The 18,056-nt window shown below is 71.0% G+C and carries 12 protein-coding genes; all 12 read right to left on the reverse strand.

The window, feature by feature from the left end; genetic code table 11:
• Nucleotides 1-42: 42 nt before the first annotated feature.
• The 12 genes from PGB26_RS02365 to PGB26_RS02420 all read right to left on the reverse strand — a co-directional run bounded on the left by PGB26_RS02365 (nt 43) and on the right by PGB26_RS02420 (nt 18,045).
• Entirely contained in the window at nt 43-912 is an 870-nt protein-coding gene (locus PGB26_RS02365; protein ID WP_271638697.1) for a hypothetical protein, read from the reverse strand.
• Nucleotides 909-1,169 (reverse strand): hypothetical protein, encoded by a 261-nt coding sequence (locus PGB26_RS02370; protein ID WP_271638698.1) that lies wholly within the window; start codon nt 1,167-1,169, stop codon nt 909-911. The genes PGB26_RS02365 and PGB26_RS02370 overlap by 4 nt, the downstream gene beginning before the upstream one ends.
• A gap of 170 nt (nt 1,170-1,339) precedes the next feature.
• Nucleotides 1,340-5,848 carry an FtsK/SpoIIIE domain-containing protein gene (locus tag PGB26_RS02375; RefSeq protein WP_271638699.1) on the reverse strand — a complete coding sequence of 1,503 codons (4,509 nt, stop codon included), beginning with the start codon at nt 5,846-5,848 and terminating at the stop codon, nt 1,340-1,342.
• A gap of 22 nt (nt 5,849-5,870) precedes the next feature.
• Nucleotides 5,871-7,355, reverse strand: a complete 1,485-nt coding sequence (locus tag PGB26_RS02380; protein ID WP_271638700.1) for an RDD family protein — start codon at nt 7,353-7,355, stop codon at nt 5,871-5,873.
• Nucleotides 7,352-8,065 carry a hypothetical protein gene (locus tag PGB26_RS02385; RefSeq protein WP_271638701.1) on the reverse strand — a complete coding sequence of 238 codons (714 nt, stop codon included), beginning with the start codon at nt 8,063-8,065 and terminating at the stop codon, nt 7,352-7,354. Before PGB26_RS02385 ends, PGB26_RS02380 begins: the two co-directional genes overlap by 4 nt.
• Nucleotides 8,062-9,705 (reverse strand): serine/threonine-protein kinase, encoded by a 1,644-nt coding sequence (locus PGB26_RS02390; protein WP_271638702.1) that lies wholly within the window; start codon nt 9,703-9,705, stop codon nt 8,062-8,064. Before PGB26_RS02390 ends, PGB26_RS02385 begins: the two co-directional genes overlap by 4 nt.
• Entirely contained in the window at nt 9,702-11,243 is a 1,542-nt protein-coding gene (locus PGB26_RS02395) for an FHA domain-containing protein (RefSeq protein ID WP_271638703.1), read from the reverse strand. Before PGB26_RS02395 ends, PGB26_RS02390 begins: the two co-directional genes overlap by 4 nt.
• The gene (locus PGB26_RS02400; protein ID WP_271638704.1) at nt 11,240-12,049 is read right to left on the reverse strand and encodes a PP2C family protein-serine/threonine phosphatase; all 810 of its coding nucleotides are present in this window, start codon (nt 12,047-12,049) and stop codon (nt 11,240-11,242) included. Before PGB26_RS02400 ends, PGB26_RS02395 begins: the two co-directional genes overlap by 4 nt.
• Nucleotides 12,046-13,431, reverse strand: coding sequence for an RDD family protein (locus tag PGB26_RS02405; RefSeq protein ID WP_271638705.1), 1,386 nt, complete (start codon nt 13,429-13,431; stop codon nt 12,046-12,048). The genes PGB26_RS02400 and PGB26_RS02405 overlap by 4 nt, the downstream gene beginning before the upstream one ends.
• Nucleotides 13,428-15,815, reverse strand: coding sequence for a transglutaminase domain-containing protein (locus tag PGB26_RS02410; protein ID WP_271638706.1), 2,388 nt, complete (start codon nt 15,813-15,815; stop codon nt 13,428-13,430). Before PGB26_RS02410 ends, PGB26_RS02405 begins: the two co-directional genes overlap by 4 nt.
• Nucleotides 15,812-17,074 (reverse strand): DUF58 domain-containing protein, encoded by a 1,263-nt coding sequence (locus tag PGB26_RS02415; protein ID WP_271638707.1) that lies wholly within the window; start codon nt 17,072-17,074, stop codon nt 15,812-15,814. The genes PGB26_RS02410 and PGB26_RS02415 overlap by 4 nt, the downstream gene beginning before the upstream one ends.
• Nucleotides 17,074-18,045 (reverse strand): AAA family ATPase, encoded by a 972-nt coding sequence (locus tag PGB26_RS02420; RefSeq protein WP_271638708.1) that lies wholly within the window; start codon nt 18,043-18,045, stop codon nt 17,074-17,076. The genes PGB26_RS02415 and PGB26_RS02420 overlap by 1 nt, the downstream gene beginning before the upstream one ends.
• Between the last annotated feature and the right edge of the window lie 11 nt (nt 18,046-18,056).

Here is an 18,056-nt window from a genome sequence, read left to right on the forward strand (position 1 = left end):
CCGGCAACAGGTGCAGGTTTCGACAGAGAAGGGGGCGGGGGATCAGCGGCGGGGCACGACGCCCGAGATGTCGATCTCGCCGTCGTAGCTCATCCATGCGAGCCACGCGGCAGGCGTCATGGCGCGCGCCTGAGCGAGGGCGTCCGGATCGACTCGCTCTCGGAGGTCGTCCAGCCCCGCGGTCCACGCGGTCGCCACGGCGGGTTCCGACTTCACGGACGATGCCCATTCCGCGTCGCGGCGCATCTGATGCCGATCGTCTGCACCCGAGCGCTTCGCCGCACGGTCTGCCGGATCGGCGGGGCCGCGGCGCACGCCGTCGCTGCGCACGGCGAGCCCGATGATCAGCAGCTCGATGACGGCGGTCATCGGCACCCACCACGCGATCGCCTCAGACGAGAATCCGCGCTCATCGGCCGATCCCGCCGCGAGGCGGAACACCAGCATGCCGACGCAGACGAGCCCGACCAGCACAGACAGGGTTTCTCCGACACGTGCGCTCTGATGATCGGGCACCCGCAGGAGCAGCACGATCATCAGGGCGGGAACGGCGATCGCTCCGGCGGCCAGCGCCACCGTTCCGCCCAGCTCGGGGTTCAGGAAGGCGTTCTTCCGGTCTGACGGCCCGAACATGACCGCCGAGACGAGCGCGGCGGTCAGGCCGATTCCGAGCAGCGTTCCCCAGACAGCCCGGAGCGCGGATCCGGTTTCCCGCAGCACCGGGGGAGTTGCGGATGCCGGCTGCTGAGCGCTCATCGCCGAGACGGCGGATCTGCGGCGCTGATGGATCGACCACAGCCTCGCGAACAGCGCGGACGCCGCCTGCGGACGCACCTCCATGGCGTTGACCGCTGCCTGCCCGATCTCTCTGACGTCCGTGTCCTCCCCCTGCAGACGCACGACCGGCTTCATGACTGGGCCTCCGCATCATCGATGATCCAGGTGACGGTGGAAGCCATCGCGTCGAAGATCATCCGCACGGCCACGGCGTACTCGTCGTCGTCGGGAGAGTCCGCGCCGATGACGGTGCTGCCCGTGAGCATGAGCGCGCGTCGTCGGTTCGTTCCAGGCACGGGTGTGACGTAGATGCTCTGCGCGCGGTGCGTCTCGTCGTCGAGGCCGGGCCTCCGCTCGTGCCAGCGGATGATCCGTCCGCCGGGGTCGAGCATGCAGCCGGTCGCGGCACCTCAGCGCGTGCCAGCAACGACTTCTCTTCTGTGAGCCAGTCGGCCAGGGAAAAGCTCGCCGCAGTCGAAGCAGAGGCTCGCAGGCGCGATGCCGCTCTCCAAATATCCGCACGTGCAAGACCGACCCGCCGCACGCCGAAGTTCGGCTTCTCTCACCCCAGCACCTCCCCTTCGACCAGTGGCAGCTGCACCGTCACCTGGCGCCCCGCCTGCACGAAGATGCCTCGGCCCTCGGAGAAGTCGGTGCGCTTGACCTTGGGGAAGGGCACCTTGAACACGGCGTCGCCGTCGAACGAGTCGGGCTTGAGGATGATGCCCTTGCGGCCCGCCTTGAAGTCGCCGATGAACCCGAAGCCGCTGGTGACCTGCGTCACGTCGGCATCGCCGACGAGGAAGTGATCGCTGCGGTTGATGGCCTGGAACAGCGCCTTCATCTCGCGCTCGGCGGGGCTGTCGGCGAACTGCGGCACGTCCTCCACGACGATCATCACGCGCACGGGAAGGGTGTCATCGGCGACCAGCTCGGTGATCTCCTTGGCGAGCTCCTTGGCATCGTCGGGTGTCACGGCGCTGCGCGTCCAGTCGGCGTACTCCTTGAGCTGCGAGCGGCGTCCTCCGAAGTGGAACAGCTTCACGGCCGGGTCGAAACGCCGCATCGAGGTGACCATCGCCTTGAGCGCGTTCGTCTTCCCCGCCAGCGGCGGCCCCGCCACCACGAAGGTGCCGACCGGGTCGAAATCGCGCGCCGACAGGGTATCCTCGGCGACGCCGAGCACGGGGAACTCGCCCACGCGCTCGGGGAGGTCGCGAACCGACAGCCGGGTCGGCAGGGCGCCGATCTCGGCGACCTCGCGAGCCCCCGCCGCGCGCAGGTCCGCCGCCAGCTTCTCGAGCAGCTTGGTCTGCTCGGCGACGTTGGGGGTTCCGCCCAGTGTCGCGATCTGCGTCTCCAGCCCGTCCACGATGGCGCGTCCCGGAGCGGAGCGCTCGTCGAGCACGTCCTTCGGCGCGTTGAGCATCGCATACGCCGACTCGTCGGCAAGACGAAGCACCACGCGTCGCGACACGTTCGCGCTCACTGCCGTCGGGACCGATCCTGACCGGTCGGCGGTTGCGACCACATGCACGCCCAGCGGGCGACCCTCGCCGAGGATCCGCATGAACGTCTGGTAGAACGGCATCCGCGCGGTCGTCGACTCCCACTCCGAGCGGAACTGCGGGAACCCGTCGATGAGGAAGAGGATGCGCGACTCGTCGCGTCCGGTGATCTCCCGGTACTCGGTGAGGCTCGCCGCGTTCGCGGCGCTGAAGCGCTTGCCCCGGTCATCGAGCACCCGCGCCAGCGAGCGCAGGATGCGCTGCACGCGCTCGGCATCATCGCCCGCGATGATCGACCCGACATGCGGCAGCACCTCGAGGCTGCGCAACGACCCCGAGCCGAAGTCGAGGCCGTACACCTCGACGCTGCTCTTCGGATCGTGCCCGGCGGCGATGGCCAGAGTGCGCAGCACGGTCGACTTGCCCGAGCCGCTCGTACCGTAGACCAGCAGCGAGCCGTCCTTATCGGGCACGAAGTAGGTCGGCTCCTGCAGCTGGCGCGCGGGCACGTCCATCTTGCCGAGCAGGATCTCGCCGTCGCCGCGCAGCGGCAGGTCGCGCAGGTCGACGGCCTGCTCGAGGTCGTCGAGCCAGGGTCGGCGCGGCGCCGGGATGCCCGCCTGCGCGGACGCCTTCACCAGGGTCGCGACGATGCGCTTCTGATCGGTGGGTCCGAGGTCCTCGTCGTGGGAGTCGGACTCGGGGGCCTGCTCGGCCTCCCAGAGCTGGGTCGATCCGAAGCGCAGCTCGGCGACCTTCACCTCGGCGACCTGCACCTCATCGGTCGTCCAGCCGCCAGCGTACGCCGACTGGAAGGGCACGAGACGCCCCGGCCCGGTCTTGGCGATGCCGCGACCGGGGATCGACGGCGGGAAGGATGCCGCGATCGGGTCGTCGACGACGTCCTTGGAGTCGGACTCGTCAGCCATGCGCAGCGCGACGCGCAGGTTCGTGTTGGCGCGCAGGTTGTCTTTGATGACGCCGGCGGGCCGCTGGGTGGCCATGATCAGGTGGATGCCGAGCGAGCGCCCGCGCTGGGCGATGTCGACCACGCCGTCCACGAACTCGGGCACCTCTCCGGCGAGCGCAGCGAACTCGTCGATCACGAGCACGAGTGCGGGCGGGGTGTCGGGGTCGCGGCGCTTCTCGAGCTCGAGCAGGTCCTTCGCCTTCTTGCGGTTGAAGAGGTGCTCGCGGTGGTGCAGCTCGGCGCGCAGGCTGGTGAGCGCCCGCCGCACGAGGTGCGGGCTGAGGTCGGTGACCAGGCCGACCGTGTGCGGCAGGTCGACGCAGTCGGCGAACGCCGAACCGCCCTTGTAGTCCACGAACAGGAAGGTGACGCGATCGGGGCTGTGCGCGGCGGCCATGCCGAGCACCCACGCCTGCAGGAACTCGCTCTTCCCCGCGCCCGTGGTGCCGCCGACGAGGGCGTGCGGGCCCTGCGTGCGCAGGTCGAGCGTCATGGCATCCGTCTGCGCCTGGCCGATGATCGCGCGAAGGTTGCCCGCCTTCTTCAGCCGCGACTGCGGGGCGCCCGAGCGGTCGATGATCGTGTTGTTCTGCCGCCAGCGGTCGATGACCGCGGTCGGGTCGGATGCCACCTCGCCGCCGACCAGGGAGAGGAACATCACCGAGTTCGGGATGTCGGAGGAATCCTCGACGACCGTGCTCGAGTCGACGACAGGCGCGAGGCGCTTCGCGAACATGGTCATGTACGCGTGCGAGACGCCCTCGACCTGCACGCCGGTGTACGAGACGCCGTTGCGGACGGTGCCGACGCGCGCGTTCTCGAGTCCGCCGGTGACGTCGACGAAGCTGCGGCACGCAGCCGGCAGCGCTTCGACCACCGGTGCGACGAAGAGCCCGTAGACACCGACGTCGGCGCCCCCTTCGAGGATCTGGGTGAGCCGGGCCCGGTCGACGGGCGCGTCGTCGGTGATGATGACGAGCACCGCGGTCTGACCGGGGAAGCTCGCCTCTTCGGCTGCTCTCTTCACGTCCGTGCCGAACAGGGTCGGATCCCAGTCGTCGCCGTAGGGAGGGCGAGGAGCGGATGCCGCCTTCGCCCGTCGCATGACGAGCTCTTCCAGCCCGTTCAGCAGCGCGGCGCCCGTCGACGCCGAGTCGGCCAGCGGCACGTCCTTGAACGGGTTGCGCTCACTGGAGGTGTGCGGCAGCCACTTCAGCCAGTCCAGCTCGTTCGCCCAGCCCGGCTCGGTGATCGCCACCGTGACGAGCTCGTTGGGCGAGTGCATGCCGAACAGCTGCACGGCGAGACCGCGCAGGGCGTCGCTCGCCGACGAGGTGGGACCTGCCACACCGATCGAGCCGACGCTCTGCAGCGACTCGAGGATCGGCACGTCGCTGATCATCCGGTACCGGTCTTCGAGCCGGTCGACGCGCTCGACGTACTCGACCAGCGCCTCGGGCACCTCCGCGCGTTTGACCTTGGTGCGCGATTCGTCTTCGCAGGTGCCAAGGCGGACGGCGAGGAAGTTCCAGTGCTCGGGTCGCCGGGTCCACAGCATGGGCCCCAGGCGCATCGACTCGTCGAAGACGATCGCCACGGCCGGCACCTCCGCCTGACGCACCTCGCGTTCGCGCGGCTGGGCGTGGTAGAGCTTCTCTTCGAGGCGCTCGAACTGCTCTTCGAACGACTCCACCTCTTTGCGCAGGCGCTGACCGAGGTTGGTCTTCTGCGAGATGAAGTTGCCGAACATCATCATCGGCGACATGACCATGATCAGCAGCGAACGCGGGTTGTCGAAGATGAAGAACATCGCCGCGCCGAGCAGAATCGGCGCGATCAGCATCGGCCAGGGGAAGAGCCGCTGCACCTGATCCTTCGGATAGCGCGGCTCGTCGAGGTCGGCACCGGTGTAGCGCTCCTCGACGCGCGGGCTGCGGTTGAACAGCAGCGCCCCGCCGCGCTCGAGCACGGGATCGGCGGCAGCCGAGCCGTCGTAGTCGCTGACCAGGTGCACGACCAGCTCGCAGTCGCCGAGCGTGAACTTCTGACCGGGGATGACGCGCAGTCGCTGCACGAGACCGCCGTCGACGAGGATGCCGTTCGCGGAGTTCAGGTCGACGATCTCGACGAACGTGGCTGCCACCTCGATGCGCGCATGCCGCTTCGAGACCAGCGGGTCGGAGAGCACCACGTCGTTCGCGGTGTCGCGGCCGATGAAGAAGTGCCCCACCGGCAGAGGGAACTCCTGCCCGGCGGCCGGCCCCGAGACGACGGTCAGCAGGGCAGCCGCGCGGCTCGACAGCATGGTCGTGGCGGCGCGGTTGGGGCCGAGGTTCACGACCTCGGCGAGGAACCCCGAGCCGACCGGCGCGTCGCCGATCAGCAGGTCGGGGTTGAGCGTGACGAGCTCATCGCTGGTCGGCGGGGCGACGGAGAGGCTCAGCACGTCGCCGCCGGATGCCGCCACGGAGCGCAGCGGGTCGGTGCCGGCGATCTGCCCAGCCACATCGGCGACCGTCGCCGTGGAGTCCGCCATGACCACGATGTCGGTCAGGGGGGCACCCGGGCGCCGCAGCGTCAGCTTGATTCTCATCGGTTCTCCTGATTGTCGACTGTCACACCCGCTCGACGGTCAGCGTGCGGTCGCCGAAGCGCACCACGTCGCCGACCTGCACGGGTGCCGGGTCGCCGGGTGTCAAGGGCAGTTCGGAGCCGTCGCGGGCGATGGCACTGCCGTTCGTGGATCCGCGATCGATGACGAGCACCCCTCGGCGTGCCGGGAGGATCGCCAGGTGGGTCTTCGAGACGGATCGGGTGTCGTCGGCCACGGCGACGAGCTGCACGGCGCCCTCACCGGCGACCGGCGCCGGCGCCCGGCCGATGAGTGTGGCGCCGCGCACCTCGACCCGGCTGCCGTCGTCGAGTCGCAGCACCGCGCGCACCGCCGGGGTCGCGGCTGCGGACGCGGCGGGCTCAGGCGCCGCGGGTTGAGCAGGCGCCGCTGCGGGTGCCGACGCAGCCGGTGCAGGTGCAGCCGGTGCAGGTGCAGCCGGCGCGGACGCGGTCGGCGCAGCGGGCGCGGCGGGCGCGGAGGATGCGACGGGCGCGGGGGATGCGGGCGCGGCGGGGCTCGGCGCCGGTTCCGCGGAGCGGGCCGCGCCCGGCGTCGCGGGGGATGCGCCTCTCGGGGCGAAGGAATCGAGCAGCTGACCGGCCACGAGAGGGGGCGGCACAGCATCCACCATCGCGCCAGGCGCGACGACGGGAGCGAACGGCGTCTCACGCGATGGCGTGGCCGGGACGGCGGGCGCGGCCGGCGACGCACCGGCCGCGGGCTGGGGCGCCGACGTCCTGCGGTGCGCGCCGATCACCCCACCCGACAGCCGCCCCGACGGCGTGTACTCGGCGGGGGCGTCGCGCTCGACAGGCGTGGCCAGGGAGGGAAGCGCGGGGCCGCGCGCGTGCTCGGTGATCCGCACCGACTTGCGGGCGATGCGCATGCGCTTCACGTCGTACGGGTTGAGTCCGCGGCGCACGTCGACCATCCACGTCGCACCGGCCTGGTCGACCCAGCTGCGGCCGCGGCGTTCGGAGTCGAAGAACGGCGAGAGCGCGATCACCAGAAGCGGGCCGAGCAGCGGCAGCAGGAAGGTCAGTGACAGCACGAGGTAGCGCACGACCGCTCCGCGCCAGAAGCCGGGGCGCTCGAGGGTGCGCACGTTGACCGTCCGCAGACCGAAGATGGCCTTGCCCGTGGTCACACCCTTGCGACCGAGCAGCACGAGCTGCACGACGATGAACACGGTGGCGAGCACGTTGCCGATCGCGAGTGCGACGATCGGCCAGACCAGTGCCCCGTCGGCCAGCATGGTCGCCGCATCAGCGTCGCCGGCGACGATCTCGCCGAGTGCGGGCGTCGCCACCAGCAGCGCCGGCAGGGCGAACAGCACGAGGATGAGCAGCTCGATCAGGGTGGCAAGCGTCCGGCGCCCGAAAGGCGCGGGCAGCAGGCCGAGCGAGGCGGCGTACGCGGGGTCGGGATGCCCGGAGGCGTCGAGCCCTTCGATCTGCTTCTCGCCGTCGTCGATCTCCCAGATCAATCCAGCTCTCCTTCGGGTTCGCTCTGGGGCGCGTCCAGCATGGCGAGGTCGTCTCGCGTCACCAGCCGTGAGGCCACCGCGTGCTCCACGAGGCGGGCGCGCCGGTTGGTGGCGAAGCTGCGCTGCCCGCCGCGCATGCCGGGCACGCCGATCCGGTCGAGCTTGTCGCACACGTTGTCGAGCTTGCGGTTGAAGCGCGTCACCGTCCAGCCCAGGCGCTCGGCCGCCTTCGCCGAGCTGGGGATCTCGCTCATCCCCGTTCCGTCGCGACGCAGCTGCGGCTCGGCCAGTGCGAGGATGAGCAGCTTCTGACTCTCGGTCAGCGGAACGGCGCCGATGGTCGACGCGCCGTCGCCCTCGGTCTCGCGGCGGATGGCGCGGAACGCCGGCTCGTCGGAGTGCACGGTCATCTCGTAGGTGGTCGGTCCCGCGGTGAAGACGATCGTCGTCCGCTCGAACACCAGAGGCAGCCGTGCGCCGGGGGCAAGCCACGCCTGCACGCCGCCGGCCGAATCGGTCACGGTGGCCGAGAGGCGGCTGCCGATGTTCGTGAGCCACCACAGACCGTCGTCATGTGCGATCTCGAGGAAGTGACGGTGCAGGAAGAGGTTGTCGTCGAGTTCGAGATCCCCCTCCCTGCCGACGGTGAACGACGTCGACGTGTCGACGGGGAAATACTCTCCTGCGAACTCCACGGTCACGGTGGTCATTCGACGCACTCCCTCACTTCCTGCGCGGAGCGGCGATCTGCACGCACCAGGCTGACCTCGATGCACGTGCGGCCGGGATGCGACCCCTCGAGGGTCACGGTCGTCTTCTCGGTGGTCTGCGCCTGCATCGTGCCGTCGAGCGTCACCTCGGCCCAGATGTACGAATCACCCTCTTCGGGGCTGGGGTTGCTCCATGTGAAGGTCACCGTGTCGCCACTGCGCGTGCCGGTCAGGTCGTCGACGGGAGGGACGATGCCCGAGATGACGTCCTGCGGCGCCGGCTCGTCATCGACCGGCGCGGCCGTCGGCCGAGCCGTGCTGAGACTGCCGCCCAGCCAGATTCCTCCGCCGACCACGATGACCACCGCGGCTGCGGCCGCCCACAGCCACGGCCCCACCCCGCGCCGGTTCGACGAGGGGGTCTCGTCCGCGAGCGCAGGGGTGGTGTGCTCGGGCGGCGCCGGCGAAGACGTGCCGGGCGCTCCGGGTGCGCTCGGCGCGCTGGGAGTGAGGATCGTCGGAGGGCGCAGCAGAGTGCGATCGTCGTCGTCAGCCGGGGCCTCGGGCGCGGCACCACGCCGCACGGTGTGCTCTTCGGCGGCCTGCGGCGCTGGGGCTTCGAATCGCGGCACCCCGAGCATCCCGCCCCCGGCGAGACGGGGCTCGGTCGCCGCCGACGGCCGGGTCGCCGCGGGTGTGTCTGGACTGATGGACTGCACCTCCCGCACGCGGGTGAGTCCGTCGTCGTCGTCGCGCAGCTCGTCGGAGGACGGATGCTCGTCGACGATGTCGATCGGGGTGACGGAGTGCGCGAGCTCGATCTGCACCTTCTGCAGAGCCCGCGCGAAAGCCACCGCGCTCGGGTAGCGGTCGTCGGGGTTCTTCGCCATCGATCGCTCGAGCGTCGCCTGGAGACTGGCCGGGGAGTCGGCGCGCGCCAGCACGGGCAGGGCCATGCGCTCGATGCGCTCAATGAGATCGGCGCTCGTGTTGCGCTCGGCGGGGCGTTCGAACGGCGAACGACCGGCGAGCAGCGTGTACACCGTGGCGCCGAGGGCGTACACGTCGGTGCGAGGCCCGCTGCGCGGCGGCTCGGCGAAAGACTCCGGCGGCGACCACGGGATCGACATGCCCGCGGCCTCGGTGACGGCACCGGTGGTCGATGCGATTCCGAAGTCGGTGAGCGCGGGCCGGTTGTACTCGGTGACGAGGATGTTCGCCGGCTTGATGTCGCGGTGCAGCACTCCTGCGCGATGCGCGGTCTCGACGGCTCCGGCCACCTGGATGCCGACACGCAGCGCTTCGGCGACCGAGAACGGTTCGCGTCGCGCCCGGGCCTGCAGGTTCGGTCGAGGACAGTACTCCATCACGAGGTACGGCCGGCCGTCACCGGCCACCCCTGCCTGGTAGATGGTGACGATCGCGGGGTGGGTCGACAGCATGGCCATCACGTTGGCCTCGTCGGTGAACTCCTGCGCGGCTCCCGTGGTGATGCGGTCGGCGAGAAGCACCTTGACCGCGACCTTTCGGCGGGGCATCTCCTGCTCGTACAGGAAGACGTCGGCGAACCCGCCCGCTCCCAGCGGCTGCAGATACGTGAAGCCGGGCAGCTGCGGCGGAGGCGACGGCGTGCGATTCATGTGAGTCCCTCGAATGAGACGGTGACCCCGTCGCCGAGATCGACGACGTCGCCGCTGAGCACGAGCGTGTGCTCGCCGGGGTGCAGCCGCACGGGGTCGGCGCCGGGGCGCATCAGGGTCGAGCCGTTCGTGGTGTGCAGGTCGATGACCACCACCGAGTCGCCCTCGGGACGGATCTCGAGATGACTGCGCGAGATGTCCTGCTGGGGGCTCTCGACGGCGACGAGGTGCGGCAGGCTGTCGCCGCTCGCACGCGTGGCGCGCGGACGGCGACCGATGATCACGGTGCGGTCGAGCGTGACGACCTGGCCGCTCGACAGGCGCGCGGAGCCGTGGCCGGCAGCGGGTGCTCCGACGGCCGGCAGCACCTCGGTCGGGGTGTCGGGCCCCGAGGTTCCCGTCGTCTGCTGAGGCGCGTCGCCTGCCGCTTCGCGCATGCGCCGCAGCTCGGCGAGCGAGATCGTCGAGCCGTCGTGGTCGCCCGCGAGCTCAGCGGGCGGGGCTGCGGGCCCCCGGGGCGCGGAATGGACGGTGGCGTCGAGCACGTCGTCCTCCGCGATCGACGGCGGGGCGGGCGCGAAGGTGTACTCCGTCGGGATCAGGGTCGGGAAGCCGGCGTCGACGCCGGAGGGATCGGATGCGGTTGTCACGGGCATCGCCTCGGTCTGCACGAGCTCGGGGTGCTCCGCGCCGCTGCCGCTCGCCTCCTCTGCCGCGTCGCCCTGTTCGGCACCCGGGGCATCAGCCGGCGCCTCGTCCGCAGACTCGGTGGCGGCCGGCGCTTCGTCCGCAGACTCGGTGGCGGCCGGCGCTTCGTCCGCAGACTCGGTGGCGGCCGGCGCTTCAGCGGCCGGCGCTTCAGCGGCCGGTACTTCGTCGGCCGGCACTTCGTCGGCCGGCACTTCGTCGACCGGCGTTCCTTCGGCCTGAGCCGCCGTCGCGAGCACGCCGGCCTGGGCGGGGAACGCCGCGTTACCGGCATCCGCCGGCTGCTGATCCGTCTTCTCTGCGGGCGCCGCGTCCTCCGGGGGTGCGACGTCACCCGCTCCTGCCTCGACCGGTTCGGCCACTCCCGGCGCCGCGGTGGCGGATGCGGCGGGCTGGTCGCCGTGGGGGAACGCGACCGACGACGCCAGCACCGTACCCGACCGCACGACCAGCGACGTGTCCGAGTGCGCCTCCTCCAGAGACACGGTGAAGGAGCGCGGGTGAGTGAAGTAGCGCTCGGTCCAGGTGCTGATCTCAGCGCCCGACACGACCTCATCGCCGTCCACCCCGGTCACGGTGACGCGAATGTCGCCGCGCACGGCGAGACGGGCGGAGTCCTCACCCAGCAGCGCGACGGCGAACGAGCCGAGCGTCGCCATCGTCCCCCCACCGAGCACATCGATGACCTCGGTGAGCTGCGGAGCACCCGAGCGCATCATCTCGGTGAGGGCTGCGAGTCGCTCCGTCGGAGTGTCGCCCGGAACGGCGATCATCCCGTGCTCTTCGGCGACCACCTGCCAGCTGCCGGGTCGGTACGCGAACTGGTTCATCGAGCCCCTCCATTCCCTGATTCCCGCGGCCGGGTGTCGTCGTCGACGTCCGAGAGCACGATCGTCCCGGGTCGGGAGGCGACCGAGACGGCGTCGACGACCACGACGGTGACGTTGTCGCGACCGCCCGCCTGCACCGCCTCGGCGGTGAGCTGCGCGGCTGCACGCTGCGGATCGGGCTCGCTCTGCAGCACCTCCCGGATGCGCGCTTCGCCGATCTCGGATGTCAGGCCGTCCGAGCAGACGAGCATCCGATCGCCGCGCTCGGCGGGGAACAGCCAGAAGTCGGCGTCGCCGGTGCTGCCGGCCCCGATCGCCCGGGTGATGATGTTGCGCCTGGCGTCGTTCGGTGCGTCTTGCGGGCTCAACTCGCCCGAGTCGAGCAGCTCCTGGATGACCGAGTGGTCGACGGTGATGCGCTCCATCTCGCCGTCGGCGAAGCGGTATGTGCGCGAGTCGCCGATGTTGACGGCGAGCCAGTACCCGAGCCCGTCCACCGAGGAGATGACGACACCGCTGAGCGTGGTGCCGGCACGCGAGTCGCCGGATGTCGCGAGATGCTCGACCACCTCGCGCGCCCTGGCCAGGGTCTGACGGACATCGTCGAGGCTCAGAGCCTCCCGGCCGACGAGGGTCGCGAACTCGTCGACGACGGCCGCGCTCGCACGCTCCCCCGCCTCGTGACCGCCCATTCCGTCGGCGACGATGAAGACGGGTGCGGATGCCAGTTGCGCGTCCTCGTTGAGCACGCGACGCCGGCCGGTGTGCGTCGCCGCGCCGGAGTTGACGAGCACGGGCGCGGTCATGCGAAGCCGCCGATCGTGAGGATGCGGTCGCCGATCTCGACAGCGTCTCCCAATCGCAGCGGCACGCGCTGCCCTGGCGGGCACGCGATGCGCACGCCATCGCGCACGACCACGGTGCCGTTGGTCGACTGCCGGTCCATGATCCAGCCACCCGACGGCTCTGATGCCGCCTCGAAGTGCGTCTTCGACAGCGACAGGGTCTCATCGCGCACGGAGATCACCACAGCACCGGGCTCCTGCTCGGGGTTGCGCCCGAACACCGTGCGACCAGACACAGTCACGCGTTGTCCGTCGTCCCACGTGAACACGAGGCGGTGGCCGGGGATGCTGATCCGCGTCGACTCGAGGTCGTCGTCGGCGGGCATCGTGGTGGGCGCGACGACAGCCGACGGTGCGAGTGGCGCAGGTTCGTCGGGAGCGGGGGCCGGTGCGACGGCGGCGGGATCGGCGGGAGCAGCGGGGCCGGCCGGCGCAGCAGCCGGAACAGCGGGGCCGGCCGGCGCAGCAGCCGGAACAGCGGGGGCAGCCGGAGTAGCAGCCCGGGCAGCGGGAGCCGGCGGAGCAGGAGCAGCAGGAGCAGCCGGAGCAGCCGCAGCCGGCGGAGCCGCGGGCCGGCCGGGCTGCGTGACACCGGGGACGAACGAGATCAGGGGGTCTCCGGCCGCTTCGCGCCCGGCACGCGGAGCCGAGACGGTCTGGTCGGGCGCTGCGGCACCCGAGCCCGACCCCGGTCCGGCCGGGGCGGGCCGGGGCGCGACGACCGTCTCGCCGACGGCATCCGGCTGCGCTGACGCGTACGGCGCAGGCGCGGCAGGAGGCGTCGCGGAACCGAGTCGTCCAGCGGTCGCCGGCGGGGCGGGCGGCGCGGCGACGGCGGTGGTCGTCGGCACCACGGGCGCTGCGGCATCCCGTGCGGGCACGGCTGCGGCATCCATCAGCACCGCGCCGCCGACTTTGTCATGCCAGCCCTGGTAGCGGCCGGAGCCGTCGAACAGCGGGGAGAACATTCCCACGACGAACGCGCCGGTCACGGCGAAGACGATGTTGCGTAGCAGGGCCCGCCAGAAGGAGATCGGAGCGAGGTCGGCAGCGCCGACCAGCCTGATGCGCTGCGCACGCATGCCGATCGACCCGCGTCCGGTCTGCATGAGCGTATAGATGACGAACCACGCGAGCATCAGAAGCCCGAACACACCCGAGGCGACCGCCACGGAGATCATCGCGCCGGCGGCCGACTCGGGGTTCTGCAGCGCGCCGACCGTCATGGTCACGGTGACGACCAGGGCGAGCATCGGCAGCACGGCGGCGATCAGCGCATCGATGATGTAGGCGATCACCCGTCGCGAGATCGGCGCGACGTCGCCGAGGGGAATCGTCGTCATGGGGTCTCGCTCTCGGACGTCGGGCTGTTCCTGTCGATGTTGCCAGGTTCACGGCGCACGCGCGCGGCGGCCGCGTCCCTCAGCTCTTGGAGGCGTTCGCTCATCCGGCCGTTCCCGGTCAGCGAGCGCACGCTGAGTCTGGCTTTGACCCGGCCCCAGAACGTTGTTGCACCGCGCATCCCGATCACGGCCTCGTCGACCTCGCGCCAGAAGGCCTCGACCTCCTCGGTGGTCGGCTCGCCGGGTCCGAAGACCTGGCCGTCCGCCCGCTCCGCCAGCGCGGTGGCCGCCGGGAGCGTGAGGGCGGATGCCACGACACCGGCCTCTTCGACCCGGGTGCCGCCAGGGGGGATGCGAGCGCCGTGATCGATCGCGCGGTCGGTCAGCTCATCCCACCCGCCGCTGATCCGATCGGAGTGGCGCTCGGCGTTGCGACGCGCTCGGCGCCTGGCGGCCTTCCATGCTCCGATCACGATGAACGGCGACGCGAGCAGCAGAAGCACGCCGAGCGAGACTCCCGCGATCGCGAGGATGATGCCGATGATGCCGAGGACGTTGAGGCTGTCGTCCTCGGGCTTGCGGTCATCGGGCACCGTCGGCGGCAGATCGACCGGCTCCTGGGGCGGAGGCGGCGGCTGCAGCACCTGCGGCTTGGGGTCGACGCGCGGCTTCGTGTTCTGATCCTGAGGGACCTTGTCCTCGGGTGGGGTTGGGTCAAACGGGATCCAGCCGAATCCCTCGAAGGCGATCTCGACCCAGGCGTGCACGTCGTCGCCGGTGGCGGCGAACACCGGCTCCTTCTTGCGATCGGCATCCGGGTAGTAGCCCATGACGACCCGCACGGGAATGCCGACCTCCTGCGCGGCCAGAGCCATCGCGACGGCGTACTGCTCGTCGTCGCCGATCATCTGGTCGCCACCGAGAAGCGTGCTGATCCGCTCGGCGGTGTGCCCCGCCCGCGAGAGCACCTCTCCCTCGAGCCCGTGGCTGAAGAACCCGCCTTCGGCGAAGTACGTCTCGAGCGCCCTGGCCTGCTCGATGGGAGTCTCGGCGTCGGTCACGATGTCGGCCGCCTTCGCCGAGAGGTCCTCCGGCGAGTACGACGACACCTTCTGCTTGATGCTGGCGAACTTCGCGTCTTTGAGCTGCTCGTCGCCGGCCTTCGGCGCGATGACGGCGTCGACCGTGTACGCGTCGCCCTTCTTGAGCTTCGCGGTGACGACGGTCGTGTCGGTCGCCGGGTTGCTGTAGGCGCTGCGGCGCAGCTCGTCGGCCCGCGCTCCCTCGAACTCGACGTCGTCGACGACCGTGGTGCCCGGCAGCCACACCCCCGAGTAGTCGGCGATCTCGAAGTGAAGCTGTGCGGGGACCCCGTCGACTCCGGTGGCCATGTCGCTGCGCAGGGGCAGGAACGCGCTGGACGAACCCGGCCCGCCGTCGGTGACGTTGTAGACCACGCCGTCCCAGCCGTCCATCGCCGCCAGGCGCACCCGGCCGTCTTCGGGCAATCCGGTCACTGTGAACAGCGTCTTGGTCTTCTGGTCGCGCACCGTCTTGCGGAAGCTCTGCATCGGGCTCGCGTAGTCGCGGATGTTGAACGGCGGGATGATGGCGTCGCGGAAGACGTGGCGGGGGCCGGCATCCGCCGTCACCGCGTTCACTCCGGCGCCGGCGCCGGCCGCCACGGCGACGACCGCCAGAGCGCCCACGAGTCGGCGGGTGCGCATGTACCTCGCCCTGGCGGGATCGGCTTCGCTGACGTTCACCGCCGACGACTGCGGTGCCCACCACGAGCGCAGCGACAGCCAGCCCGCGGCCGCACCGGCGATCACGATGCCCTGCACGAGCGGGAAGGCGGCGGTGGGCACGCCGAGCGCGATCACCAGGAACAGCGCGCCGACGATGGGCAGCAGCGACCACGCCAGGTGACGCAGACGCAGCGCGAGCGACGCCGCGAGCACGCTCGCCACCAGGCCGATCAGGAAGGGCACGAGCAGGTGACCGTCGGCGGGCGAGACCGGGGCGACCGTGGTCAGCAGCTGCTTCCACGACGTGACCACGCCCGTCGCCAGGCCCGCCAGGGTGTCGACGGTGGGGATGACGCCGAGCAGCGTCGTGTGCGGCAGCGCGAGGGCGCCGCCGAAGAGGAAGTACACCGCGACCGTCGCAGCGGTGATGATGAGGATGCCCCAGCCGCGCCACGCGCAGACGCCTGCGACGGCGAGTCCCAGGGCGACCCCGCCGACGGCGGCCGGCACGAAGCCGGGGCCGGCGAACGTCGTCCAGAAGCCGGCGAGCGCGGCGAGCAGAAGCAGCCCGACGGCGGCCAGATCGAGGATCCAGCCGCGGCGCAGCCGGGAGGAGGCGGTGATCGGAGCGGTCATGCGAGAACCCTCTGCAGAGCGACGGGGAGCTGGTCGAGGGCGCCGACGGTCACGACATCCGCTTCGCCGATGCGGCGCAGCTCGGGGGTGTCAAGGCCCGAGCGCGCGACGACGGCGAGCGCGCGTGCCCCGAACGGGAGCCGGGCGCAGGCGCGACGCAGGTCCTCGACGTCGACGGTGGCGCCGCACACCAGCACGACCACGCTGGCGAGCGGCATCGCAGCCGACACCACGCCCGCGAGCTCGGCGATGCCGCCCTCGCGCGCTTTGGACTGCTCGACGGTCGACAGCGAGTCGAGCAGCTGCTTGCCGGTTCCGGATGCCAGCTCCCGGCCCTGCACGCGCACGTCCACGCGCTGCGAGTCCTGCAGCGCGCGCAGGCCGATGGAGCCGGCGATCGAGACGCCCAGCTCGAACTCCTCCTCGTCGCGGTAGTCGCCGCGCGAGCGCGAGAGCCCGATCACGAAATGCGACCGACGCGTCTCCTCGAACTGGCGCACCATCATGGTGCCGGTGCGCGCCGTGGAGCGCCAGTGGACGTGACGCAGGTCGTCACCCGGCTGGTACTCGAGCAGGGCGTGGAACGAGACGTCGTCGCGCGAGAGATCGGCGGCGGGCAGCCCCTCGAGATCGCGCAGGAAGCCGAGCGACTGACCGCCGAACAGCACCGTGCGGGGATGCACGAACAGATCGACGGGATCGTCGCGACGGTGGGCGCGCTCGAAGACGCCGAGGGGGTCGCCGCGCACGACGCTCACCGGGCCCACCTCGACCACGCCGCGGCGCTGGGTGGGGATGGCGAACAGCTCCTCCGCGCTCTGCCCGGCGGCCAGGCGCTGGATCGAGAACTCGCCGCGGCCGGCGCCGACGGGCAGCACGACCCGCGACGGGAGGATTGCCCTGGTGCCGCGGTTCTCGAGCTTGAGCGCCCCGATCGCGCGTTCACCCACGACGACCCGGGTGCGCGCCAGATCGAGCGACACGTCGTACTGCGTGCGGCCGATGAGGAAGAGCGCGCAGATGACCAGCACGAACGCCAGCACCCACGCGGCGACGACCAGCTCACGCCATCCCTGCACCGCGCCGACGATCCAGAACAGCACGGTCAGCGCCACCAGCATCCATCCGAGAGGACGCACGACTCGTGCGGCCGACTGGAGGCGCCGCAGCGCGCGTCCGCCGAGCACGGCGACGACGTCGCGCCAGCCCGCCTGCTGCCCTGCGGAGGCCCCTGCCTCCGCCACCGTCGCCTGCGCCATCAGACCGCGGCGCGGGCCTGGGGAGCTGCGACGTTCTCGAGAACGCGACCGATGACGCTGTCGGCCGTCGTGCCGGCGAACTCCGCCTCGGCGTCGAGCAGCAGACGGTGCTGCCAGACGGGGCGGGCGAGCGCCTTGATGTCGTCGGGAAGGACGTAGTGCCTGCCGTGAGCGGCGGCCCACACCTTCGCGATGCGGATCATCGCGATCGCACCACGCACGGACACGCCCAGACGGATGGCGGAATCGGCGCGTGTCGCCTCGGCGAGCTCGGCCGTGTACCGCAGCACCGCCGGCTCGACGTGCACGCTGGCGCCGAGGTCGGCCATGTCGGCGACCGCGCTGGTCGTGATCACCGCCGCCAGTCCGGCCGAGGGGTTGCGCTGCGACGCGCCGGCGAGGATCCGCTCGGCGACATCGAGGTCGGGGTACCCGATCGACGTCTTAATCAGGAACCGGTCGAGCTGCGCCTCGGGGAGCTTGTACGTCCCGGCCTGCTCGACGGGGTTCTGGGTGGCGATGACGAGGAACGGGCGCCCGGCCTCGTGGGTCACCCCGTCGACGGTGACCCGCGACTCCTCCATGACCTCGAGCAGCGCCGACTGGGTCTTGGGGGATGCTCGGTTGATCTCGTCGGCGAGCACGATCGACGCGAAGATCGGCCCCTTGTGGAACTCGAAGCGGTGCTCGCGCTGATCGTAGATCGTCACACCGGTGACGTCAGACGGCAGCAGGTCGGGGGTGAACTGGATGCGCGAGCTGGTGCCCTGCACGGTGGCGGCGAGTGCCTTGGCGAGGCTGGTCTTGCCCGTGCCGGGCGCGTCTTCGAGCAGCACGTGCCCCTCGGCGAGCATGGCTGCGACGACGAGGCTGACGACCTCGCTCTTGCCCTGCAGAGCCTTGTCGACGTTCTCGACGAGGCGGTGGAAGGTGCCGTGGAACCAGGCGGCCTGTTCGGGGGTCATGCTCATTGCGTGAATGT

The organism is Microbacterium sp. nov. GSS16 (genome assembly GCF_028198145.1).
Classification (GTDB): Bacteria; Actinomycetota; Actinomycetes; order Actinomycetales; family Microbacteriaceae; genus Microbacterium.